Below are 22161 nucleotides of genomic sequence, written 5' to 3'. Positions count from 1 at the left end.
AACCTCTCTATCAGGGAACGGCCTCGCGCTCGCCGACCTAGCCCCGGATTATGGGCCGGCTGACCAGGCCAGCTTGAGCCGGCCTCAGAACAACGCCCGTCAGCAGTAGAGTGGATCGAGCAAATTTATGGTGATCGACCGGTCAAGGTTGTTTACGAAAGTTGCATCCGAGCCGGACAGACGGATCTTACGAAAAGGATTGCCGTCTCTGAGAAACACCACCCAGACCAACTCTTCCCGCTCGTCGAGCCGGGCAAAGAAACCCTCTGAGCCATGCGCCCCCTCACCGCAAACCAGGAATCCCCCTCCGGAGGGCAAGTCCACTCGTGTGGACTCGTCGATCTCGCTCACGTTGTCCGGCTCGACCGCCAAGACAGTATCGAGGTCGAACAAGCTACCCACTTGGAAACAACACAGTGACGCGTCGTCGATCTCGACATGACGTGCCGATCCATCGGCCCGGTACAGACCGCTGATACCCGGAACGCATGCTTGCCGCCAAAGCTCCAGCACGTGATTCACTGCTTCTTCTCGTGGCCGGGCCGCTCATAGAGCCCTTGCCAGGGCACGCGGCACCCGTTCTCATCCTGGTTCCGCTTGCTCTTCATTCGCTTCTCAAAGCTCTTGTCCCAGTTCATCCCACTGCCCTTTTCGGGGTTTGGCGCCAACGGGTCCACTCGCTCCACCCGAACCCTGTAGGTCGGGTCCTGGGCACGCGCTGCCCGTGCTGCGTCGAGTCGCCGATTGTCGTAGCTGACCAGCTGACCTCCTCGATCAAGAACTCGCAGCGGAGCCCCCGGCCGATTCCAGTCCCATGCCCCCGACAACATATCCGACAGATAATCGTTGGGACTCACCGTGCGCTGCGAGAAGTTGATGTCTTCAGGGTCTACCCAGTCCTCGCCCTCCGGTTCGGGCGAGCAGTTGCTGGTCGGCGGCGCGACTGGCGGCTTACCGCCGCCACCTCCGGCATCGGTCTGAGCGCCAGGCGGCAGGTCTGTCAACCTATCGCCACAGCCAGCGAGGCTCCCGCCTGTGCCGCAGCCACCATCGTCGCTTGCAGGTGCAGCGGAGCTACCAGCCTGTGGCTTGCCCGCCACTGGTGTGGGCAGCTTGATCGGGTTGCTGAAGTCGATGAGCGGTTTGGCTACCACGGTCCAGGTGTGCTGGGTCGGCGTGTTCCAGCTACCGCTCATCCAGGTGTTGCCGTCGTAGTACGTGTACTCGTACATCGTGGTGTAGCTGTACGTGTTGGTCCTGGTGTACAGATACGTGTCGTCGTACCAGGTGTCCGTGGTCTGCCAACTGGTGGTTCCACCTGCGACGACCCAGACCTTCGGTGGGTCGATCCTGGGTTGCGGCGGCTGGGGGGCCGGGTCGGTACGCGGGGTCGGCGTCGGCGCCGACTGCCCTCCCCCGGCGGTCTGAGGCGACCCCTTTCCGCCGGAGTTCGGCGCCACACCCGAGGGAACCGTGCTCGGGCTGTTCAGCGCGTAGTAGACGACCACGCCGACGGCGATCGTGACTGCCACCACGCCGACAGCGATGGCTGCCCAGCAGAGCAGCGCGCACGCCGCTGCTCCGCCGGCCGCCGCGGCACCGCCACCGGCTGCGGGAAAAATTCCCACGCTCTCTGCGGCTCCGCCGAGGAAGCCCATTACGGTGCCGAGCGCCGGCAGCCCGATGTCGAAGTGCCCGGTGGGGTCGACTCTGCTGGTGGGATTGGCACTGCCGTAGAGGTACCGGTTCGAGGCGGCCGCATTGACCACCGGCACGTCCCAGCTGTCCCGCGAGGAGAACGAGCCCAGCTCCGGGTCGTACCAGCGGGCGAGTTGGGAGACCTTCCCGGTGCCCGGGTCGGTCCAACTGCCCTGAAACCCGACGTTCGGCAGTGACGACCCGCCGGTGGCTCTGCCGAAGGAGTCGAAGCTGCGCGAGTCGCTGACCGCGCCGGTGGCGGGATCGGTGCGGGCGACCACGTCGCCGTGCACGGTCGACAGCAGATTGGAGGCACTCCCACCTGAGGCGGGGCGGGATGACAGCAGCCGCCCCTCGGCCGACCGGGCATAGCTGAACTGCCCGTCGCCGGACGGCTCGGCGCGAAGCCCGGAGTAGTTGAGGGAGCTCCGCGTGCCACCGGTGCCCGCGGACGAAAGCCTGTCCAACGCGTCGTAGCTAAAGCTTCGGGCACTGTCGCCGATCAGGCGATTGAACGCGTCGTAGCTCGTGGTACGGGTGCTGCTGGTGCCGCCGGTCGTGGTGACGACCGACTCCAGCGTGCCGCGCGGGGTCCAGCGATAGCTGGCGGAGCTCGCTGTCCCACTGGTTCCGCTGATTCTGTTGCGCGCGTCAAAGGTCGCCGTGGTGGTGCCGACGGCGGTGTGGTTCGCCCCGGTCCAGGCGGTGACGCCGGTGCGGTTACCCACCGCGTCCCACGCGTAGTCTGACCCGTCACCCGTCGCCGAGTCGGACGCCCGGATCAGTCGGTTCGCCTCGTCGTACTGGTAGCTCGCGGTACGTGGGGCGGCGAGTTGCCCACCGGTCGTCTGGCTGGTCAGGTTTCCGACCGCGTCCCAGCTGTAGGCGAGTGAGGCGGTCAGGGTGCCACCAGGGGCCCGGGTGGTGTCGGAGGCGACCCGGCCGACCGGGTCGTAGGTGAGGGTTCGGGTGGGGCCCGCGACACCGCCGATGCTGCGCTGGCTCTCGGTGGTCACCTGGCCGGCCGCGTTCCGGTCGTAGGTGCGCACCGACTGGGCCTGGTGATCGGTGAGGGTCCGCAGGTTGAAACCGCTGTAGCCGTAGGTGACCCGGACCGGACCAGCGTTCTCCTCGACGATCCGCCCCAGCTCGTCGTAGCGCAGTGAGGAGGTGCCCGAGGGCCCGTCGGCGGTGAGCAGTTGTCCGAGCGTGTCGTAGGTGAAGGTTTGCGCCGGTCCGCCGTCACTGGCCGCCGAGGTGAGCCGGCCGAGTTGGTCGTAGCCGAAGGTCTTGCCGCCTCCGGCGGAGCCACCGGTGCCGCTCACCGCGATGGTCCGGCCTCGTTGGTCGTAGTCCGCGGTGACCACCACGCCACCTGGTTCGGCGATCCTGACCGGCGTGCCCGCGGCATCATAGGTTCGGGTCCAGGTTCGATCGACCGCCGCAGGATGCGCTGTGGTCGCCGGCTCTACTGTCGTCTCCGGCAGGTTCAGAGCGTTGTACGTCTCGTAGGTGCTCTGGTCCTTCGCGTCGGTGACCCGGGTGCGGTTGCCCAACGCGTCGTAGCCGAAGGTGGTCAGCATCGACGGCGCGTTGGTGCCGTCCGCGCGGTGACTCGCCGGATCCCGCCGGCTGGTCTGCCGGTTTAGCGCGTCGTAGGTGGATCGCCAGAAGTTGTCCCGGGCGTCCAGGACGGCAGTGAGATTGCTGGCCTTGTCCCAGACGTATGACGTGCTGTCCTGGATCGTCCCGCCACTAATGTGCCGGGTTTCCACCGCCCGGCCGGCCAGGTCGTAGAAGGTCTCGGACCGTCTGTTCATCGGGTCGGTGACCGCGGTCGGTCGCCCGGCCAGGTCGCGCGTGTAGGTGACGGTGCCCCGGCCGGTTGCGCTGTCCGTCAGCAGCTCACCGGCCTTGTTGTAGGTCCGGTCGATCCGAGCGTCGTCGAAGATGACCGCCGTGAGGTCACCGAAGTCGTCGTAGCGGTGGGTACGGACATCCGCCTCCGAACTGCTGGTGTCCACCCCTCGGGTCTGCACCAGAAGTCGGTCCAGTTCGTCGAAAGTGCTGATGGTCTGCCCGCCGGCCGGATCCGTCACCGACAGGGTGTTGCCGTCGTCGTCATAGGTGTAGTCGGTCAGGCCCGGCTGCCCGCCGGAGACCGCGGGCGGCTCGGTCATCCGGTAGAGCCGACCACGTGTGTCGTACGCCATGGTCGTCGCCGGACGCCCCGGCGGTTGGTACGAGACGACATTGTCGGCGTTGTCGTAGGCCCATTGCTCGGTGGGCTGCAGAATCGTCCCCGCCGGGGTCCGGTAGTCCGGCACGCGCCGGTCAGTCATTCGGCCGCGGCTGTCGAACCACGCTCGGGTGAGGAGACCCCGGGCGTCGCGCACCGAGTTCATCTCGCCGAACGCGTTGTAGCCGAACGTGGTGACCGGCCGGGTGGTGACCGCTGCCGACCCATCACCAGACTCGGTCGACACCGCTGGCTGGGTCACGCTACCCAGTCGCCCAGCATCGTCATATGCATAGTTGGTGGTAAATGCTGCGTCTGGCGTAGCGGTGCTGGTGAGCGATGCGACGCCGCGCGGATCGGTAACGCTGAGCAGGTTTCCCATGCCATCGGTTGCGTACTGCGTTACCAGGTCCGCTTGTGCGCTCTCGCGAACACCGGTCTTGAGTAGTTCACCGCCAGCGCTGTAGACGTTGGTGGTCGTCTCGGTCTGACTGCCGTCGCTGACGGTCGTGGTGAGGGGCAGCCCCGAGCGGTCGTAGGCCCAACTCGTGGTGCGCTTGAGACCACCCGGGTCCACGGTCTTCGACGTCGGGCGGTGCGCCTTGTCGTAGGTGTACGTGGTGGTGCGGGCGCTGCTGCCGCTGCCCGAGACGTCGGAGCTGAGGTTCCCCACCTTGTCGTAGGTGTAGCGGTGCAGAACGATGTCGCGGCGAGTGTTCGTGGCCGGGTCCAGGTACTGCCGGAACACCTGCTCGGCGATGAGATCGTCAGTGGTGTAGGAGTATCCGACCGTGCGCCCCATCGCGTTGGTGTAGGACGTGACGCGGCCAGCCGGGTCGTACCCGTACCCGGCCACGCGCACCGATCGCGCGGCGGCACCGGGGCGGGCGACGTGATTGACCAACGTCACGGAAGCCAGTCGCCCCACGGGGTCGTAGGCGTGTCGGTAGTCGGCGCCGGCTGCGTCGACGTTCCGTGTGACGTGACCCATCCCGTCGTACTCGGTCTGCGAGACCACCGTCCCGTTGCGGCGCACCTCGGTGAGCCGATCACGCCCGTCGTAGGCGTAGGTCGTGCTCCGTGTCGGGTCGGGCGCGGAGACGTCGGGATCGACTTGGTCTATCTCCTGTTGGCTGACCAGGTTGCCGTCGCCGTCGTAGTAGTTGGCAAGCACCCGCTGGTGTGATTCGGAGGTGACCGGGTTGATCACGACCGGTTCCGTCCGGTACCGAATGCGACCGTAGGTGTCGTGCCGGAAGGTGGTCGTGACGCCCGAGGGCTTGTTCGTGGTGATGACCGTCTCGGCTTCCACGTCGCCAAAGGCGCTGTAGCGATTGGTGACGGATGCCCCGGTGGGCAGTCGGAGCTCAGTGCGGTCACCGAACCGGTTGTAACCGTAGCGGGTGACGCGGCCGACCGGATCGGTCATCGTGGACAGCAGGCCGCACGGCTGAAGGCTTCCGGTCGGCGCACCAGGGTCGTTGACCACCGCCGGTGCCGGGCCGGACTGACAGGTGTAGGTGTAGGTGGTTCGCTCGCCGGTCGGAGCCGCGGGGGTGGCTGGGGTCGTCCGGGAGGTGACCTGACCATTCCAGTACGTCAGCACCGTCTTGTCGAGGTTGCCGTCGACCAACTCCACCAGGTTTCTCGCCCAGCGCGGATCGGGATTCAACTCGACATCGTCGAGGTAGTTGTACCCGGTGTAGATGATCTCATCGCTGTTGCGGTACCGGCGCGTTCCGGAGAGCTGCCCGTTGGTCAGGCTCCAGACGTACTCGGTGGGATTCCAGTTCTCGTCAAGCATCGCCGAGACGCGACCGTAGACGTCGTACGCCCAAGCGCGGAGCTTCCCGGCCGTCGGGGTCGACCCACCCGTCCACCGGCTCCAGAGTTCGCCACGCGATCCGAACTCGTAAAAGACGTTCACCCCGGTCGGGTCGATCACCTGGATCACCGGACCGCCGCGCTCAGAGGTTGCCGTCTGTACGGCGTACCGCCATGCCTCCTTCTGGTTGCCGTTGGCGTCCGGCGGGTAGCCCACCACGGACACCCGGGAATAGAAGTATCCGATGGAGGTCTTGTTCGCGGCGTTGGGCCGCTGCACCAGGGTCAGCCGCGGGACGGGGTACGAGGTTGACGTCGCACCGTAGGTGTAGGTCGTGCAGTTGGTGTAGTACTCGGCGTCGCAGACCTTGGTCAGCTGCGTAGCTGAGTACGTATAGCTCCAGGTTCGATCCTCCGCGCCGGGAGTGGCCGAGGTGGAGACCTTCACGACCCGTCCGCTGAGCCAGGTGAGATAGAGGCTCCGGCCCGAGCGGGTCGAAGTGATGGAGTCGAGCCGTGTGGTCCCCGAATTCTGGACGAAGCGAAGGACGTCGCCGTCCGGCGCGCGCAACTCACTGATCCTGCCGTCGAGATTGCCGAACGCAAACTCGGTTCCGCCCGCCATGCTCAGCGTCATGACTGCGCCCACCTGACGAAGCTTGGTCTGGCCATCGTCGCCATACGGCCCGGCGTAGCTGCCGTCCGGGTTCTGCCCATAGGTCACCTGTCGCCCGTCCGGCAAGGTCACAGTGACAAAGCCGGCCTTCAAGGAACGGGCCGAGGCGTCCAGTATCGATGACCACCCCAGGCCGAAGACGCCGGTTGCGGTCGATGAGCTGTTGTAGGTGCGCTCGATCCGCAGCGGAATTGCCGACTGCGGGGTGGGAAGCTTGAGGTCGGTCTCGGTCCGGACGTAGTTCCCGGAGAAGACATTGACACCAGCTGCGTCGAGGTTCGTGATCGAGCCCAACTGCTCTCCGCCGACCGTCGGCGCAGCACTCTCCGGGACGATGGTGGTGAAGGCACTCATCCCCGACCAGGGAGGGCTCGGATAGTAGGTGTCGGCAGCCTTGAACCGCCAGTAGTAGGTCGTGTTCCAGTAGAGCGTCGGATAGACCGGCCAGGTATGGATGCCGCCGAACGAGCTGGAGGGCTCGAACGGCAGTGCTGAGGAGGTGATGCAGCCCGTGGCATCCGCCGTCTTGCACACCTGGAACTGCACCGAGCCGGACGTGGTGCCGTCACGCCCCACCCAGATACTGAGCTCCGGACTCAGGGTGCCGATGGTGGCGCCGTCCAACGGGGACAGCGCCGAGCCGGACGGCGCGTAGTGGGGCACGGTGAAGCCGATCGCACGGGACGCCGGCGCACCGAAGTCCTTGAAGAACTTCCCGTCGGGGTCCGTCATGTCCCGCATGTCGAAGAAGAGGGTGAAGGAGCCCGCCGGCAGCTCTTCAGTCACCGCGTACAGGTCGACGTAGTAGTTGGGTGGAACGGCGACGTCGACGAATAGCGAGAAGCCGTTCCAGTTGTAGATTCTCTGGTCGGCGTAGTAGAGGTGGTAGCCCAGTGCCACCTCTCCGGTCCGCCAGGTGATCGTTGAGGTGTTCGTGACCCGGACCCACATGGCGCCAGGCGTGTCGTACGTCGGGCGAACACTCCAGTCCGAGACGGAGTAGCTGGCCTTGTGTTGCGTGAGGGCCGCGATCAACCCCTGGTTGGTGCCGAGTCGGCTGCCGGTCTCCGCGCCCGTGTCGCTTATGGCGCCGGGTGACGAAGCCTTCCGGGTCGGGCCCACGCCCGTTCCCGGGACTGGCCGCGGTGTACGGACGGTGCCGATCGGCGGGACCGCGCTCCTCGGCGCGTCCGGTGCCGGACGGGTGCGTAGTTCCCGCATCGGCGACGGGGCTCCCGCGGGCGGCAACTTCTTGGGCTTCGCCCTCACCAAGCCGTCCCGCTTGGCACGGTCGAAGACCGCCCGATTGGTTTTGTCCGACACGGTGCCAGGCCGACGCGACAGCCCCTTCCGGCGGGCGGCGTCCGCAGCGTGGATGCGATCGACAGCGCGCCTACGGGCGCTGCCTGGAGGTCCCGCGTCGGGGCGGCTGGCGACGGTCGGCAGCGGTGTTCGCTCGGGAGCGCTCACCTGACCGTCCGGCAGCGGCGGGCGAACCGACACGGCGGGCGTGGACGCCCGCCCGCTCGTCTGCCGACCAACCGCGTTGGCGGGCATCCCGCTGGCCAACATCGTTACGACCACGCCCGCGGCCACCAGCCGCCGCACCACACTGGGCTTTGCCAATGCCCTCACCCCCGCTGACCCATAGGCCGACGAGCATATGGATCACCCGGACTGGCGGGCAGGATCATCGATCCGATGAACAGGTGAACCGACGGCTTCCGCCGGACACACCGAAGATCACAACCAGACCATCGCCGCTAGTCCGGACCAACTAGGGCGTCACGGAGCGTCCTGGCTCACCCGGGTACCCGTCGACCGGGACGGGCGACGCGGCACCACGACAGCGACCCCAGGCGGGCCGGGGCCCGGCCCTAGTTGTTGGGGGGGATGACGCGGAGGTGGCCGCGGCGGGCCGACTGGTGGCTCTGGTGCGTTGGCTTGTCGTCCTCGGGGGGGCGGGGGGCGACCGGGCGGGCCGCCTCGCGGACGGCCTCGGCCAGGGCCACCAGGTCGTCGGTGGTGGGCGGCGGGGGCTCGAACTCACCCTCGTGCCGGACCACGTCCCAGCCGCGCGGGGCGGTCAGGCTGCGAGCGTGCGGCTCGCAGAGGTCGTACGTGTGCGGCTCGGCGAACGCCGCGAGTGGCCCCACCACCGCTGTCGACTCGTTGTAGACATAGGTCAATGTGGCGACCGCTTGCCGGGGGCAGCCGTTACGGGAGCAGCGCCGTGGTGACCTCACGGCGGCAGGGTATCCCCATTACCGGGTCCGGCGCACCGGTTCGCGTTACGACACGCCCGTCACAGTGATCACAATTCGCGACCGGCGTACCGCCGCCGCGCCACGTGGCGAGCGCTGCCGCAGGCCGGGGCGCCGCGGGCGCTACCCTGAGCGTCATGACGAGCCCGGAACACCGCCGCCCCGGCTCCGGCCGGCGCACCCACCGCGACCGGCACGGCCGCGGCCTGCGCGGGCGGCTGGTGCCGGCGACCGTCCCGCTGGCCCGGACCAAGGCCGAGGTCTTCGACGACCTGGTGCTGGACACCGTCGAGACGCTGGAGCGGCGCTTCGCCAAGGAGCTGGCCGGCGTGGAGTTCGCCGTCGAGGACGTGCCGCCGGACCTGAACGTCTACGACTCCGACGTGCTGGAGGACGGCGAGGTGCCGCTGGCCCGGCTGCTGCCCGGCCGCCCGGGCCGGCAGGAGGTGCCGCCCCGGATCGTGCTCTACCGCCGGCCGCTGGAGTTCCGCGCGATGGACCGCGAGGACCTGGCCGACCTGGTGCATGACGTGATCATCGAGCAGGTGGCGAACCTGCTCGGCGTCGACCCCGACGAGCTGGCCTGAGCCGACCGCCCGGCAACCTGGCCCGGGCCGACCGCCGGCAACCCGCCGGGCGTGAGCCGGGCGGCCCCCACCGCCCCGGCCCGACGCGTCCGCTCAGGCGGCCCGCCGCTTGAGCTTCCGCCGCTCCCGCTCGGAGAGCCCACCCCAGATCCCGAACCGCTCGTCGTGCCCGAGAGCGTATTCCAGGCATTCCGTCTTGACCTCGCACCGCGAACAGATCCGCTTCGCCTCGCGGGTCGAACCGCCCTTCTCGGGAAAGAACGCTTCCGGGTCGGTCTGCGAGCACAGCGCCCGCTCCTGCCACTCCGGTGCGTTTCCGAGCAGGTCGGCCACCTCGAGCTGGCCGTCCATCAGATGCCTCCTTGTCGCGCACCGGCGTCACCGCCGCTGCAACCCCCCACGCGAAAGGCGTGCTAGTCCGTCCGGTCCACATTTGTTGCGTTCCGCGCGAACAACCCCATTCAAATTACACGCGTGTAATGCGTGCGCCGTCAAGCCAAACTTGATAATGGAGTCGCCCTCCCGACACGCTTGCGGCCGGCCACCCGGGATGACCCGGCCTCGCAACCTGCCCAATCGATTCAGACCCCGGACGGGTAACGCCCCTCCGGCGAGTTGCCCAAGATTTCTGCCGTGGCGTCGGCGTGGCGAGCGGCCAGGACGGCCCGGCGGCGACCCTGCCGCACCGACGGCCCAAGATCAGAAACTTCGGTGGACAGGCTAACGCGGCTTTCTGAATGTTGCCTGTCGAGCCGGAAACACCGACCGCGCCCCGTCCACGGTGTGGACGGGGCGCGACGTGGGGACAGCGCGGGATGATCAGTCGACTTCCGGTGCGACGCGGCTCGGCCAGGCGAACTCGGCCACCGCACCACCGGTGATCCAGATCGCGCCGGCGGGCGTGTTCTCGTCCCACCAGACGGTATAGCGACCCGCGGGCAGGTCCGGAAAGACCGCACTGTGGAAGGTGCCGGCCCGGACGATCCGCTCCCGCACCGCCGCGTGGGTACGCGGCCCCGCGCCCCGATCCACCGGACTGATCTCGATCTCCCGGCCGTGTTGCTCCGGTCCGGTGTGGATGACCAGGGCACCGATGTCACCGCCCAGGTTCAACATGACCGTGCCGCTGCCGGTCGGGCCGTACCGGTGCGCGTGGTCGTGGTGGCGCATCGCCGGATCCTCCGGTCAGGACTTCGTCGCCGGCGGGTTGTCGAACCCGTCGTACGGCGTGCCGAGGAAGGGGAAGTGACCCAGGAACGGCGCGGTCACGTCGGCGGCGCTCAGCCCGGGGGTGACCATGCCGGCCGCCGCGTCCGGCGTGAACGCCTTGTCCACCAGCGGGACGGTTGCTCCGGCGATCGCCCGCAGCGCGATGCTCACCACGTCGTCACCCACCCGCCGGCCGTTCGGGAAGCCGGCCAGGTCCCCGCCGAGCACCCCGAACCGGTCCGGCTTCGGGTTCGGTTTGATCGCGGTGTTCAGCCGCAGCATGTCGGCCGGCAGGTCGCCGGTGTGGTTGGTGAAGCCGTCGATCAGGCCGGCCGGGATGCCGGTGAGCAGGATCGCCGCCAGGTCCGCGCGGGGCTTCTTGGACTTGTTGAGCTTGTCCAGGTTGGGGAAGACCCCCGGATAGAGGGCGGGCAGCAGCGCGGCCAGCTCCGGCTGCTCCACGAAGCGGGCGAACCGCTTGTCCTCCGTCGGGGGCAGGGTGTTCCACAGGTCCTTCTTGGACATCGGCACGACGACCTCGTTGAACAGCGGATTGCCCAGCCGCGACACCTGGGCCCACGGGCCCACCGCGGTGTCCGCGGCGACCTTGTCACCGAGCACCCGCACCTGCTGCCGGGACGCCGTCGTCCACACTCCGATGGTCGAGGCGCGGTCGGCGTAGCCGTACCGGTTGGCCTTGCGGCGGGCCCGGCTCAGCGGCACCTGCACCGCGATGGTGTGCACGTTCATCCGGTCCAGCGAGTTGACCGGCTGCCCCTCGGTCTTGAACAGCTTCTTGCCGGCCACGTGCAGCTGCTGGAACGGCCGCAGGGTGCCCAGGTCGAAGATCGCGCCGAGGTCGGCGAAGAAGCCGTCGGCGCGCTGCCCGGCGAAGACCTTCTCCCCCGTCGAGAGCCCGTACGTCGCCTGCCGGACCAGGTCGGAGTATTTCGGGATGGACAGCGGGCCGACGTTGCACGGCGGGCAGGGCAGCTTGTGGGCGAGCACGTGCTCCCGGCCGTCGGCAATGCGGGTCAGCCGGTAGAACTGCCGGCGGTTCCAGTTCCTGCTCTCCAACGACTCGATCGGGCCGGTGTTGTAGAGAAAACTGTTCGCATTGCTGATCTCGGTGGTGAATTCGAAGCGATAGGTCACGTCGGGACGACCATCGCCGTCGTTGTCGATATGGATCTCGTACCGCACGTCGTCACCGAACTCGAAGAAGTTCGGCCCGGCGGAGGGGAGCTGCATCGGCACGTAGTTGGCGATCAACGTGACCGAGTCCGGCCGGTCGGGGCTGACGAACGCGTACAGGTCGCAGGAGTCGGCGACCGGGTCCTTGGCGATCTCCGGTGCCTCGCGGTGGGACGACATGGCTCAGCCCCGACCGGCGGCGCGTCGGAGCCGGTCCGCCAGGCCGCGGTCGCGCACCTCGATCCGGGAGGTGCCCACGAAGACGTCCATCGTCCCGGACTTCGCGTCGCGCAGGTGCACCACGATCGGGCCGTCCTGGCCGTGGGCCGACGGGGCGTTCTGCGCGGCCGACAGGCCCGGCACGGTCAGCGCGGCGGCGCCGAGGGTGGCGCTGGCCGCGGCGGTCAACGTCTGGCGGCGGGTCAGCCGCGGCCAGGGCCGCTTCCGCTCGTCACTGGTCATGGGGAACCTTTCCTCCGGCGGCGCCACGGCGCTCGCGGTGGCTCGCGAGGGGGTCGCCGGCGGCGGCCCTCGCCTAACCGCCGCCGGCGAGCAGTGGTACGGGCGGCACCGGGAAAAGGTTCGACGTTATCGGACGGCGTCACCGTACGCGGTCGTCCGCTTGCGCGCCGGTCGTCCGGCGGCCGCCGCGATCGCCCGCAACTGCTCCTCGGTACGCGCCGACCCGTTGCCCGAGCCGGCCATCCGGGAGATCGTCTCCTCCATCAGCGTGCCGCCCAGGTCGTTGCAGCCGCCGTTCAGCATCGCCACGGTGCCGGCGTCGCCGAGCTTGACCCAGGAGCACTGGATGTTGGCGATCCGGCCGTGCAGCAGCAGCCGGGCCATCGCGTGCACCACCCGGTTCTCCCGCCAGGTGGGGCCGGGGCGGGCGATGCCGGCCAGATAGATCGGCGCGTTGGTGTGCACGAACGGCAGCGGCACGAACTCGGTGAACCCGCCGGTGCGGTCCTGCAGCCCGGCCAGCACCCGGAAGTGGGCCAGCCACTGGCCGGGGTGGTCGACGTGGCCGTACATCATCGTGGAGCTGGAGCGGATGCCCAGCTCGTGCGCGGTGCCGACCACCTCGACCCAGGCGGCGGCCGGCAGTTTGCCCTTGGTGAGCACCCAGCGCACGTCGTCGTCCAGGATCTCCGCGGCGGTGCCCGGGATGGTGTCCAGGCCGGCGTCGCGGAGCTGGAGCAGCCACTCCTTGACCGGCACGCCGGCCTTGGCCGCCGCGGTGACGATCTCCATCGGGGAGAACGCGTGCACGTGCATCCCCGGCACCCGCGCCTTGATCGCCCGGACCAGGTCGGCGTACCCGGTCACCGGCATCTGCGGGTCGATGCCGCCCTGCAGGCAGACCTCGCTGGCGCCGGCCGCCCAGGCCTCCTCGGCCCGGTCGGCGACCTGCTCGACGGAGAGCCGGTAGGCGTCCGCGTCCCGCTCGCGCTGGGCGAAGGCGCAGAACCGGCAGCCCACGTAGCAGACGTTGGAGAAGTTGATGTTGCGGTTGACCACGTAGGTGACGTCGTCGCCGACGGCGTCCCGCCGCACGTCGTCGGCGAGCCGGCACAGCTCGTCCAGCGCCGGGCCGTCCGCGCCGAACAGCGCCAGCGCCGCGTCGGTGTGCCGGGGCTCCAGCAGCGCCGCCGGGTCGTCGGCCGCCAGCCGCAACCCTGCCCGCAGGTCACCGTCCGCGCCGGTCCCGCCCGCCGTGGGTACGCCGGGCGCCGCCGGGCCGACCCGACCGGCCACCTCGGACCAGTCGCCGTAGACGCTGTCGAAGTCGCCCCGCCGGTCGTCGCTGCGGCCGGTGACGTCGATGGTGGCGTGCAGGTCGGTCCGGCCGCCGCCGAGCACCTCCTCCGGCTCCTGCCACGGCCGGCCGACCGGGCGCGCCTCCTCGACCGCCAGCCCGGTCGCCGGGTCGGCGAGCGCGGTGACGTGCGGCAGCAGCCGCGGGTCGAGCCACGGGTCACCGGCACGGACGTACTCGGGATAGACGGTCAGCCGCTCGCGCAGCCGGAAGCCCGCCGCGGCGGTGTGCCGGGCCAACTCGTCCAGCTGCGGCCAGGGGCGCTCCGGGTTGACGTGGTCGGGGGTCAGCGGCGACACCCCGCCCCAGTCGTCGATGCCGGCCCGCAGCAGCAGCGCGTACTCGCCGGCGATCAGGTTCGGTGGGGCCTGGACGCGGGCCCGCGGGCCGAGCAGCAGCCGGGTCACCGCCACCGTGGCGGCCAGGTCGTGCAGCTCGGCGTCGGGCATGCCGCGCATCGCGGTGTCCGGCTTGGCGCGGAAGTTCTGCACGATCACCTCCTGGAGGTGGCCGTACTCGCGGGCCGCCCGGCGCAGCGCGAAGATCGCGTCGACCCGCTCGGCGGGCGTCTCGCCGATGCCGATCAGGATGCCGCTGGTGAACGGCACGCCCACCCGGCCGGCGTCGTCGAGCACCCGCAGCCGCACCGCGGGCTCCTTGTCCGGCGAGCCGAAGTGCGGCCCGCCGGGCTCGGACCAGAGCCGGGTGGCGGTGGTCTCCAGCATCATTCCCATGCTCGGCGCGACCGGCTTGAGCCGCTGCAGCTCCGACCAGGACAGCACCCCGGGGTTGAGGTGCGGCAGCAGGCCGGTCTCCTCCAGCACGGCGATCGCGCAGGCGCGCAGGTAGTCCAGGGTGGAGTCGTAGCCGCGCTCGTCCAGCCATCGACGGGCCGCCGGCCAGCGCTCCTCCGGCCGGTCACCGAGGGTGAACAGGGCCTCCTTGCAGCCCTGCGCCGCACCCCGGCGGGCGATCTCCAGCACCTCGTCCCGGTCGAGGAAGGCGGCCGGCAGCCGGTGCGGCACCGTGGCGAAGGTGCAATAGTGGCACCGGTCGCGGCAGAGCCGGGTCAGCGGGACGAACACCTTCTTCGAGTACGTCACCACGCCCGGCCGCCCGGCGTCCCGCAGCCCGGCGTCGCGCACCTCGCCGGCCAGCCGCAGCAGCTCGTCCAGCGCGGGCCCGCGGGCCGCCAGCAGCGCCGCGGCCTCGTCGACGTCGAGCGCGCGCCCGGCCGCCGCGCGGCGCAGCGCCCGCTCGACGCTCGCCGCGGTGGGACCGGATCCGGTGCGATCAGCCATCCGCCCAGCCTAGGCGCTGCCCGGCACGGGCGGCCCGGCGGTGACGACCGGTCAGCGGGGAGAGTTCGGGTCGTCCCGGCGCTGGGTCCGGGCGGGGTCGTCGGTGCCCGCCGACGGCCCCGCTTCGCCCGGCTGGCGCGGGATGGTCTGCGTGGGGTCGGCCGACGGTGGCTGGCCAAACGGCGGGGCGGTGTTCGTCCCGCCGAACGGCGACGCCGGCTGCCCGGGCCCGCCGGCCGGCGCCCCGCCGTGCGGCGCGGCGCCGTAGGGCGGCTGCTGCGGACCGCCGAAGGGCGACAGCTGCCCGGCCCCGTGGAACGGCTGCTGGGGCCCGGCGTAGGGCGACTGCTGCCCAGGGCCGTGAGGCGGCTGCTGCGGGCCGCCGTGGGGCGGTGCGGAGTGCGGGGCGGCGCCGAAGGGCCCCGCCGGGGCGGGTGGGCCGTACTGGCCGGGGACGCCGTAGCCGCCCGGGCCGGGTTGCTGGGGCCAGCCGGGCTGCGGCTGGCCGTACACGCCGGGCTGCGGCTTGGGGCGCGGGACGTGGTAATACGTCCGCCACACCCGGTAGACGACGAACGCGGCCACCGCGAAAACCCCGAACCAGGCGACCCGGGTCAGCATGCCGAGCAGCCCGTCCAGCACCTCCGCCTCGGCCAGCCGACCGACCAGCCAGATCAGGAAGGTCAGCACGCCGAACAGCGCGCCGAAGGCGTACTCGCCGACGGCCGCCTGGGTGATCTGCTTCGCCCGCGGCAGCACCGGGTCGACGTGCGTGGCGAGCAGCACGGCCAGCAGCGGCAGGACGGTCGACTCCACGCCGACGAAGGAGAAGAACTCGCTGCCGGCCCGCCCGGAGAAGGTGCCGTAGTCGGACGGCACGAGCAGCCGGACGAAGCCCACGAACAGCAGCAGGGCGTTCGCGCCGAGCAGGACGAGCGCGGCCAGTTCGCGCAGCGGCCGGGTGAGCTGGCGGACCCGCGTCGCGTCGGGCGACCCGGGCTCGGCGGGGCTGGTCACATGCTCTCCCTCGGACGACGACGGTCGGGAACGCACGTGAGCCTAGTCTCCCGGGGCACCGCCGGACGGTAGCCGGTGCGTGCGCGAGGATGGACGGCATGCGCATCGTGGTTCTGACCGGCGGCATCGGTGGCGCCCGGTTCCTGCTCGGCGTCCGGGCGTACGCCCGGGAGGTGGGCGCCGAGGTGACCGCCGTGGTCAACGTCGGCGACGACCTGTACCTGCACGGCCTCAAGGTCTGCCCCGACCTGGACAGCGTGCTGTACACGCTGGGCGGCGGCGCCGACCGCGAGCGCGGCTGGGGGCGGCAGGACGAGACGTGGACGGTCAAGCAGGAGCTGGCCGCCTACGGCGCCGAGCCGACCTGGTTCGGGCTGGGCGACCGGGACATCGCCACCCACCTGGTGCGCACCACCATGCTGGGCGGCGGCTACCCGCTGTCGGCGGTCACCGAGGCGCTGGCCACCCGATGGCAGCCCGGCGTACGGCTGCTGCCGGCCACCGACGACCGGCTGGAGACGCACGTGGTGGCCGACCTGGACGGCGGCCAGCGGGCGATCCACTTCCAGGAGTGGTGGGTGCGGTACCGGGCGGACGTGCCCACCCACCGGTTCGTCTTCGTCGGGGCGGAGACCGCCAAGCCGGCGCCCGGCGTGCGGGAGGCGCTCGCGGCGGCGGACGTGGTGCTGCTCGCGCCGAGCAACCCGGTGGTGAGCGTGGCGCCGATCCTCGCGGTGCCCGGCCTGCGCGAGGCGGTCACGGCCGGCCCGGCCCGGGTGGTCGGGGTGTCGCCGATCATCGGCGGCGCGCCGGTGCGCGGGATGGCCGACCGCTGCCTGGCAGTGCTCGGCGCGGAGTGCAGCGCGGCCGGGGTGGGCCGGCTCTACGGCGGCCGTGGCGACGGCGGGCTGCTCGACGGCTGGCTGGTGGCGCCGGAGGACGATCAGGCCGTGGTGCCGGGCGTGACGGTCCGCTCGGCCCCGCTGCGGATGACCGACGAGGCGGCGACGGCGGCGATGGTCCGCGCCACGATGGAGCTGGTGTGAGGCTGGAGATCCTGCCGGTGCCGGGCATCGGAGACGTGACCGAGGGCGACGACCTGGCGACGTTGATCGCCACCGCCGCGCCGTGGCTGCGCGACGGCGACGTGCTGGTGGTGACCAGCAAGATCGTGTCGAAGGCCGAGGGCCGGCTGGTCGAGGTGCCGGCCGACGGCCCGGAACGGCTGGCCGCCCGGGACGCGGTGCTGGCCGCGGAGACCGCCCGGGTGGTGGCCAGCCGCGGGCCGACCCGGATCGTGCAGACCCACCACGGCTTCGTGATGGCCTCCGCCGGGATCGACGCGTCCAACGTGGACAAGACCCGGCTGGTGCTGCTCCCGGTGGACCCGGACGCCTCGGCCCGGGCGCTGCGCGCCGCCCTGCGCGAGCGCTACCGGGTCGACGTGGCGGTGATCATCAGCGACACGATGGGCCGGCCCTGGCGCAACGGGCTGACCGACGTGGCGCTCGGGGTGGCCGGGATGCCGGCGATCCGCGACCACCGGGGCGAGGTCGACCCGTACGGCAACGAGCTGCAGCTGACCCAGATGGCGGTGGTCGACGAGCTGGCCGGCGCCGGTGAGCTGATCAAGGGCAAGCGCGACCAGGTGCCGGTCGCGGTGATCCGGGGGTACCTGGGCGTACCGCGCTCCGACGACCCGGACGGGGCCTCGGCGCTGGTCCGGGAGAGCGCGCTGGACCTGTTCTCGCTCGGCACCGCGGAGGCGCGCGCCGAGGGGCTGCGTACCGCCGCGACCGTGGACGACGGGCCGGGCCACGCGCCGGTCGACCCGGCCGCGGTGCGGCGGGCGATCGACGCGGTGGCCGACGTGGTCGCCCCCGGCACCGCCTTCACCCACGTCACCGACGACGAGGTACGCGCCGGCCTGACCGCGAAGGTGCCGGGCTGGCCGGCGTACGCCACCGGCCTGGTGCTCGGCGCCGCGCCCACCCCGGTGGACCGGCCGGACCTGGTCCGGTTCGGGGCGGACCTGCAGCGGCTGCGCACCGCGCTGGCCGCCGAGGGGATCGGCTCGGCGCTGCTGGCGCCGCCCACCGGCAGCACCGCCAGCGCCTGCCTGGCGATCTGACCCCCGGCCGTCCCCCGCGGGCGGGGCAGGCCGCGGCTCGTTCCCGTACGCGAGGGTGGCCGGTCAGGAGTCGAGCATGGCGCGGCCGAGCGGGGTGAGCGTGTGCAGCACCCGGTTGCGGTCCCGCCGGCTGACCAGCAGCCCGGCGTTGCGCAGGACGGCGGTGTGCTGGCTGGCCGCCGCCGGGGAAATCTGCAGCCGGCGGGCCAGATCGCCGGTGGTGCACCCGTCGTCGGTGGCCTCCAGCACCGCGGCCCGGGTGCGGCCGAGCAGCGCGGCCAACGCCTCCCGCCCGGAGCCGTCCACCGACGCCGCGCCGGGTTTGGGCGCCAGGCCGCCGAGTCGGTCGACCGGATAGACGAGCACCGGCGGCAAGGCGGGGTCGAGCAGCGCCACCGGGGTGCCCGCGCAGAAGAACGACGGGACCAGCAGCAGCCCGCGACCGTCCAGGTGCAGCTCCCTGCTGTGTGGATAGTCCCGCACCTCCAGCACGCCGGACTCCCACCGCACGGTGGGCCGCAGGCTGGCCAGCAGGCCCTCCGCGCCACCTTCGAGCATGGCCCGGGCCCGGCGGGTCCGGTCGGCGTCCACCGCCGCCTGGATCCGCCCCCAGTACGGCTCGATCGCCAGCGACCGGTACCGGACCATGGAGTCGGTCAGTTCGCGCAGCACCGCCGGCTCGCCGCGGGCCAGCCGGGCGGCCACCGAGGGCAGCGGCCGGCGGCCGGAGAGCACGGTCAGGTCCCGCTGCAGCAGGCTGGTCGGGGTGGCGCGGACCGCCTCCAGCCCCGCCGCGAAGCCCTGCACCCCGGCGTACGGGGTGAGGAAGTCCGGGAAGTAGCCGCGCGGCGGGGTCAGCGCGAGCAGCAGCCGGAGCTGGTCGACGGCGTCGTCCCGGCGCAGCTCCCGGCCCACCCCCCGGCGCCAGCCGGACAGCAACGGGTCACGCACGCGTGCCTGCAGCCGGTGCAGGCTGAGGACGAGCTCCCAGAGCGGGTCCGCGTTGGGCGCGACCCGGGTCCGGAGCACGTCCTCCCGGGAGAAGTGGATGGTCAACATTGGGAGCGCTCTCCTGGGGCGGGCCGAGGGGTGGCCGCCGACCCTCGCACTGTACCCGGCGGTACTAATCTCCAACTTTAAGCGAGGACTGAAAGACCTCGACCGCCCCGCGCCCCGCTTGGCATGCTCTCCCTGCCCGGTGCGGCGTGCGAAGGGGTCTCGACCGTCACGCACCCCGGGCGCCCTGGGGGGTCAGGGGAAATGACGCCCGGGCGGCACCACGAGGGTTTGCGGCCGACGTTCCGCAGAGGTGCCACCCGGGCGTCCGCCCGTCCGGTCAGCTCATCCACAGCGCCACCCGGTGGTCCTCGTCGGTGACGTAGCAACACCGCCCGTCCAGCTCGGCCAGCCCCTCCACGTGGTGGAACGGCGCCAGATCGGCCACCAGCTCGGCCGGCACCCGCCAGCCGGTCGCGCCCGGCCGGTCGAACCGTACGTGCCGGGAGGTCACCTCGCCGCCGGCCGGATGGTCGTCGAGCAGCACCGAACCCTTGCCCAGCGCGTCGATCGAGCCGATGACCGCCGCGTACCCGCCGTCGGCGGTCGGGGTGATCGCCCGGAAGCCGACCAGCGCACCGGGCGGGGTCACCCCGGTCAGCGCGTACGCCCGGCCGGCCCGCGGCCAACTGCCCGGCGCGGTGAACATCTCCGGCACCCCGGCCAGCTCGACCAGGACGGGCTCACCGTCGGCGGTCACCGGGAACCGCAGCCCCAGCAGCACGGTGCCGTCCGGGTCGAACGCGGCCGCCTCCACGTTGAGCGGCAGGTCGTCCGGGGCGAGCCGGGTCACCCAGCTCTTCGTCCGGGCGGTGCCCCGGGCCAGCGTCTCGACGATGAACCGCTCCCGCACCCGGTCACCGGGCGGCAGCGGGGTGAACGGGGCCGCCAGCAGGGCGTCGTTCACCGCCCGGTGCAGCCGGAACCGGTTGCGCACCACCTGCACCGGCAGCGTGCCGCCCGCCGCGTCGTCCTCGCGGAACCGGGCCACGAACGCCCGGCGGGGGCGCAGCGGGCCGGCCTTCGAGCCGAAGTGCGAGCCGAAGACGTAGACCCAGCCGTCGTGGTGGGCCAGCGCCTCGCCGTCCTCGGTGCGGCCGTTCTCCGCGCCCGCGTCGGCCGGCACGTGGTGCGCCACCCACTCGCCGTCCTCGCGCTCCAGCAGCAGGGCCAGGCACGCCTCCACCGGCCCCTCGTCGAGCACCGTCCAGAAGCCACGGCGGGCCCGGTGCGCGCGCAGCAGCGCGACGGAACGGACCGGCAGCAGGTCACTGGCCTCGTTGCCGGCCACCACGAACTCGAGCAGTCGCAGGGTCACCGGGCCAGGGTACGAAGCCGACGCTCGTACAGTGGCGGGGTGCCTGACAGCCCTTTGCCCGCCGGCCTGCCCGCGACCACCGACCTGACCGCCTCCCGCCCGGGCGGCGCCGACGCGTACGCCGGGCTGCACGGCGACGCGACGGCGGTGCTGAGCGCCTGGACACCGACCTCGCCGGCCGCCGCCGCGGCCCGCGACCGCACCCTGGAGCTGCTGGCCGCCGGGCCGGCGGCGCTGGGCCGGGGTCATCGCTCCGGGCACGTCACGGCCAGCGCGCTGGTGCTCGACCCCACCGGTTCCCGGGTGCTGCTCTGCCTGCACGGCAAGCTGCGCCGATGGGTGCAGCTCGGTGGGCACTGCGAGCCGGGCGACCGGACCCTCGCCGGCGCCGCCCTGCGGGAGGCGACCGAGGAGTCGGGCATCCCGGGACTGGTGGTGGACCCGCTGCCGATCGACGTGGACGTCCACCCGGTGGCCTGCCAGGGCGGCTCGCTGCACTACGACGTGCGGTTCGCCGTCTTCGCACCGGCCGGCGCGGTGGAGCGGGTCAGCGACGAGTCCGAGGCGCTGGGCTGGTTCCCGCCGGACCGGCTGCCCGAGCCGCTGGCGGGCGGCACCACCCAGCTGGTCGCCCCGGCGCTGGCCGCCCTGCGCCGCCGCTGAGGCGGGCGGGGCCGGGCCGCGGGCTCAGATCAGGCCCTCCTCGCCGCGGCCCTTCAGCTCGTCGACCAGGGTCTTGACCTCCTGAGCCCGGTCACGAGGGCAGACCAGCAGGGCGTCCGGGGTGTCCACCACGATCAGGTCCCGCAGGCCGAGGGCGGCCACCAGTCTCCCGGACTGCGGCACCACGACCAGGTCGGCGCAGTCGTGCAGCAGCACGCCCGGCTTGGCGTCGGTGCCGAGCACCACGTTGCCCGCCCCGTCGGCCGGCAGCACCTCGCCGAGGGTGTGGAAGTCGCCGACGTCGTTCCAGCCGAAGTCGCCCGGCACGGTGGCCACCCGACCGACGGTCGCCGCGCCCTCCATCACCGCGTAGTCGACCGAGATCTTCGGCAGGGTCGGCCAGACGGTGCCGAGCACCTCGTCCTGCTCGGGAGTGCCCCAGGCGGCGGCGATGGCGGTGACCCCGGCGTGCAGGGCCGGCTGCTGGCGGGCCAGCTCGGCGAGGAAGACGTCCACCCGCCAGACGAACATGCTGGCGTTCCACAGGTGCCGCCCCGAGCGCAGGTACGACTCGGCGACCGGCGCGGCCGGCTTCTCCTTGAACTCGAGCACCGGGCGCAGCGGACCGTCGCCGGTCGGCTCGCCGGTCTCCAGGTAGCCGTACCCGGTCTCGGCGCGGGTCGGGGTGATCCCCACCGTCATCAGCAGCCCCTGCTCGGCACCGCGCACCGCGGCGCGCACCGTCTCCGCCCAGACGCCGGTGTCCCGGATCAGGTGGTCGGCCGCGAAGGACCCCATCACCGCCTCCGGGTTGCGGGTCGCGATCACCGCGGCGGCCAGCGCGATGGCCGCGCAGGAATCCCGCGGCGACGGCTCCACCAGGATGTTCTCCTCCGGCACCCCGGTCAGCTGGCGGGCCACCGCCGCCGCGTGCGCCGCCCCGGTGACGACCAGGGTGCACTCCGGGGTGGCCAGCGGCGCCAGCCGGTCGACCGTCGCCTGCAGCAGCGAGGCGGCGGTGCCGGTGAGCGGATGGAGAAACTTCGGGTGCCCGGCGCGGGACAGCGGCCACAACCTGGTGCCGCTGCCACCCGCCGGAATGACGGCGTAGATCACCCGCACATCATGCCCGACCGGGTGGGGGACGGCCGTCGGGTCCGCGCTA

At 71.6% G+C, this 22161-nt stretch carries 16 protein-coding genes; 4 read left to right on the top strand and 12 right to left on the bottom strand.

Annotation, left to right across the window (positions count from 1 at the left end; translation table 11 throughout):
• Nucleotides 1-99: 99 nt before the first annotated feature.
• The 3 genes from ACFY3U_RS25905 to ACFY3U_RS25895 form a co-directional block, all read right to left on the bottom strand.
• Nucleotides 100-522: a hypothetical protein gene (locus ACFY3U_RS25905; protein ID WP_387206280.1), complete on the bottom strand. Its 423-nt coding sequence runs from the start codon at nt 520-522 to the stop codon at nt 100-102.
• A complete protein-coding gene (locus ACFY3U_RS25900) occupies nt 519-7559 on the bottom strand; it encodes a DUF6531 domain-containing protein (RefSeq protein ID WP_387206278.1) in 7041 nt (2346 codons plus the stop codon). Before ACFY3U_RS25900 ends, ACFY3U_RS25905 begins: the two co-directional genes overlap by 4 nt.
• A gap of 755 nt (nt 7560-8314) precedes the next feature.
• Nucleotides 8315-8683 carry a DUF3499 domain-containing protein gene (locus tag ACFY3U_RS25895; protein ID WP_387206276.1) on the bottom strand — a complete coding sequence of 123 codons (369 nt, stop codon included), beginning with the start codon at nt 8681-8683 and terminating at the stop codon, nt 8315-8317.
• Between the two features lie 155 nt (nt 8684-8838).
• On the opposite strand from ACFY3U_RS25895, the gene ACFY3U_RS25890 reads away from it, so the two are divergent.
• Nucleotides 8839-9288 (top strand): metallopeptidase family protein, encoded by a 450-nt coding sequence (locus ACFY3U_RS25890; RefSeq protein ID WP_088963879.1) that lies wholly within the window; start codon nt 8839-8841, stop codon nt 9286-9288.
• Between the two features lie 93 nt (nt 9289-9381).
• On the opposite strand, the gene ACFY3U_RS25885 is transcribed toward ACFY3U_RS25890, so the two are convergent.
• The 6 genes from ACFY3U_RS25885 to ACFY3U_RS25860 all read right to left on the bottom strand — a co-directional run bounded on the left by ACFY3U_RS25885 (nt 9382) and on the right by ACFY3U_RS25860 (nt 15828).
• Nucleotides 9382-9639: a WhiB family transcriptional regulator gene (locus ACFY3U_RS25885; RefSeq protein ID WP_007455784.1), complete on the bottom strand. Its 258-nt coding sequence runs from the start codon at nt 9637-9639 to the stop codon at nt 9382-9384.
• A gap of 468 nt (nt 9640-10107) precedes the next feature.
• Nucleotides 10108-10458 (bottom strand): phospholipase, encoded by a 351-nt coding sequence (locus tag ACFY3U_RS25880; protein ID WP_387206274.1) that lies wholly within the window; start codon nt 10456-10458, stop codon nt 10108-10110.
• 15 nt (nt 10459-10473) lie between these two features.
• On the bottom strand, nt 10474-11871 hold the full coding sequence (locus ACFY3U_RS25875) for a DUF4331 domain-containing protein (RefSeq protein WP_387206272.1): 1398 nt from the start codon (nt 11869-11871) through the stop codon (nt 10474-10476).
• A 3-nt stretch (nt 11872-11874) separates the two neighbouring features.
• Complete coding sequence (locus tag ACFY3U_RS25870) at nt 11875-12153, bottom strand: hypothetical protein (RefSeq protein WP_387206270.1); 279 nt, start codon at nt 12151-12153, stop codon at nt 11875-11877.
• 126 nt (nt 12154-12279) lie between these two features.
• Nucleotides 12280-14811, bottom strand: coding sequence for a bifunctional FO biosynthesis protein CofGH (locus ACFY3U_RS25865; protein ID WP_387206268.1), 2532 nt, complete (start codon nt 14809-14811; stop codon nt 12280-12282).
• Nucleotides 14812-14862: 51 nt separating this feature from the next.
• A complete protein-coding gene (locus ACFY3U_RS25860) occupies nt 14863-15828 on the bottom strand; it encodes a hypothetical protein (protein WP_387206266.1) in 966 nt (321 codons plus the stop codon).
• 98 nt (nt 15829-15926) lie between these two features.
• On the opposite strand from ACFY3U_RS25860, the gene cofD reads away from it, so the two are divergent.
• Both cofD and ACFY3U_RS25850 read left to right on the top strand, forming a co-directional pair.
• The gene (gene cofD / locus ACFY3U_RS25855) at nt 15927-16874 is read left to right on the top strand and encodes a 2-phospho-L-lactate transferase (protein WP_387206264.1); all 948 of its coding nucleotides are present in this window, start codon (nt 15927-15929) and stop codon (nt 16872-16874) included.
• Entirely contained in the window at nt 16871-17959 is a 1089-nt protein-coding gene (locus ACFY3U_RS25850) for a coenzyme F420-0:L-glutamate ligase (RefSeq protein ID WP_387206262.1), read from the top strand. Before cofD ends, ACFY3U_RS25850 begins: the two co-directional genes overlap by 4 nt.
• A gap of 63 nt (nt 17960-18022) precedes the next feature.
• Here the strand turns inward: ACFY3U_RS25850 and ACFY3U_RS25845 are convergent, their stop codons facing one another.
• Both ACFY3U_RS25845 and ACFY3U_RS25840 read right to left on the bottom strand, forming a co-directional pair.
• Entirely contained in the window at nt 18023-19018 is a 996-nt protein-coding gene (locus tag ACFY3U_RS25845) for an ArsR/SmtB family transcription factor (protein WP_387206260.1), read from the bottom strand.
• Nucleotides 19019-19295: 277 nt separating this feature from the next.
• Nucleotides 19296-20333, bottom strand: a complete 1038-nt coding sequence (locus ACFY3U_RS25840; protein WP_387206258.1) for a hypothetical protein — start codon at nt 20331-20333, stop codon at nt 19296-19298.
• Between the two features lie 84 nt (nt 20334-20417).
• On the opposite strand from ACFY3U_RS25840, the gene ACFY3U_RS25835 reads away from it, so the two are divergent.
• Nucleotides 20418-20996 carry an NUDIX hydrolase gene (locus tag ACFY3U_RS25835; RefSeq protein ID WP_387206308.1) on the top strand — a complete coding sequence of 193 codons (579 nt, stop codon included), beginning with the start codon at nt 20418-20420 and terminating at the stop codon, nt 20994-20996.
• A gap of 24 nt (nt 20997-21020) precedes the next feature.
• Here the strand turns inward: ACFY3U_RS25835 and ACFY3U_RS25830 are convergent, their stop codons facing one another.
• A complete protein-coding gene (locus ACFY3U_RS25830) occupies nt 21021-22112 on the bottom strand; it encodes a mannose-1-phosphate guanylyltransferase (RefSeq protein WP_387206256.1) in 1092 nt (363 codons plus the stop codon).
• Nucleotides 22113-22161: the final 49 nt, after the last annotated feature.

The sequence above is a fragment of the Micromonospora sp. NPDC000089 genome (assembly GCF_042899365.1).
In the GTDB taxonomy this organism is placed as follows: domain Bacteria; phylum Actinomycetota; class Actinomycetes; order Mycobacteriales; family Micromonosporaceae; genus Micromonospora.
Note: the sequence above shows the minus strand (reverse complement) of the source record. Positions and strands in the feature narration are given on the sequence as shown.

What these genes read in the sequence shown, in the direction of transcription:
- ACFY3U_RS25890 (WP_088963879.1), top strand. Translation starts at nt 8,839, where the DNA reads ATGACGAGCCCGGAACACCGCCGCCCCGGCTCCGGCCGGCGCACCCAC.
- ACFY3U_RS25885 (WP_007455784.1), bottom strand. Translation starts at nt 9,639, where the DNA reads ATGGACGGCCAGCTCGAGGTGGCCGACCTGCTCGGAAACGCACCGGAG.
- ACFY3U_RS25880 (WP_387206274.1), bottom strand. Translation starts at nt 10,458, where the DNA reads ATGCGCCACCACGACCACGCGCACCGGTACGGCCCGACCGGCAGCGGC.
- ACFY3U_RS25875 (WP_387206272.1), bottom strand. Translation starts at nt 11,871, where the DNA reads ATGTCGTCCCACCGCGAGGCACCGGAGATCGCCAAGGACCCGGTCGCC.
- ACFY3U_RS25870 (WP_387206270.1), bottom strand. Translation starts at nt 12,153, where the DNA reads ATGACCAGTGACGAGCGGAAGCGGCCCTGGCCGCGGCTGACCCGCCGC.
- ACFY3U_RS25865 (WP_387206268.1), bottom strand. Translation starts at nt 14,811, where the DNA reads ATGGCTGATCGCACCGGATCCGGTCCCACCGCGGCGAGCGTCGAGCGG.
- cofD (WP_387206264.1), top strand. Translation starts at nt 15,927, where the DNA reads ATGCGCATCGTGGTTCTGACCGGCGGCATCGGTGGCGCCCGGTTCCTG.
- ACFY3U_RS25845 (WP_387206260.1), bottom strand. Translation starts at nt 19,018, where the DNA reads ATGTTGACCATCCACTTCTCCCGGGAGGACGTGCTCCGGACCCGGGTC.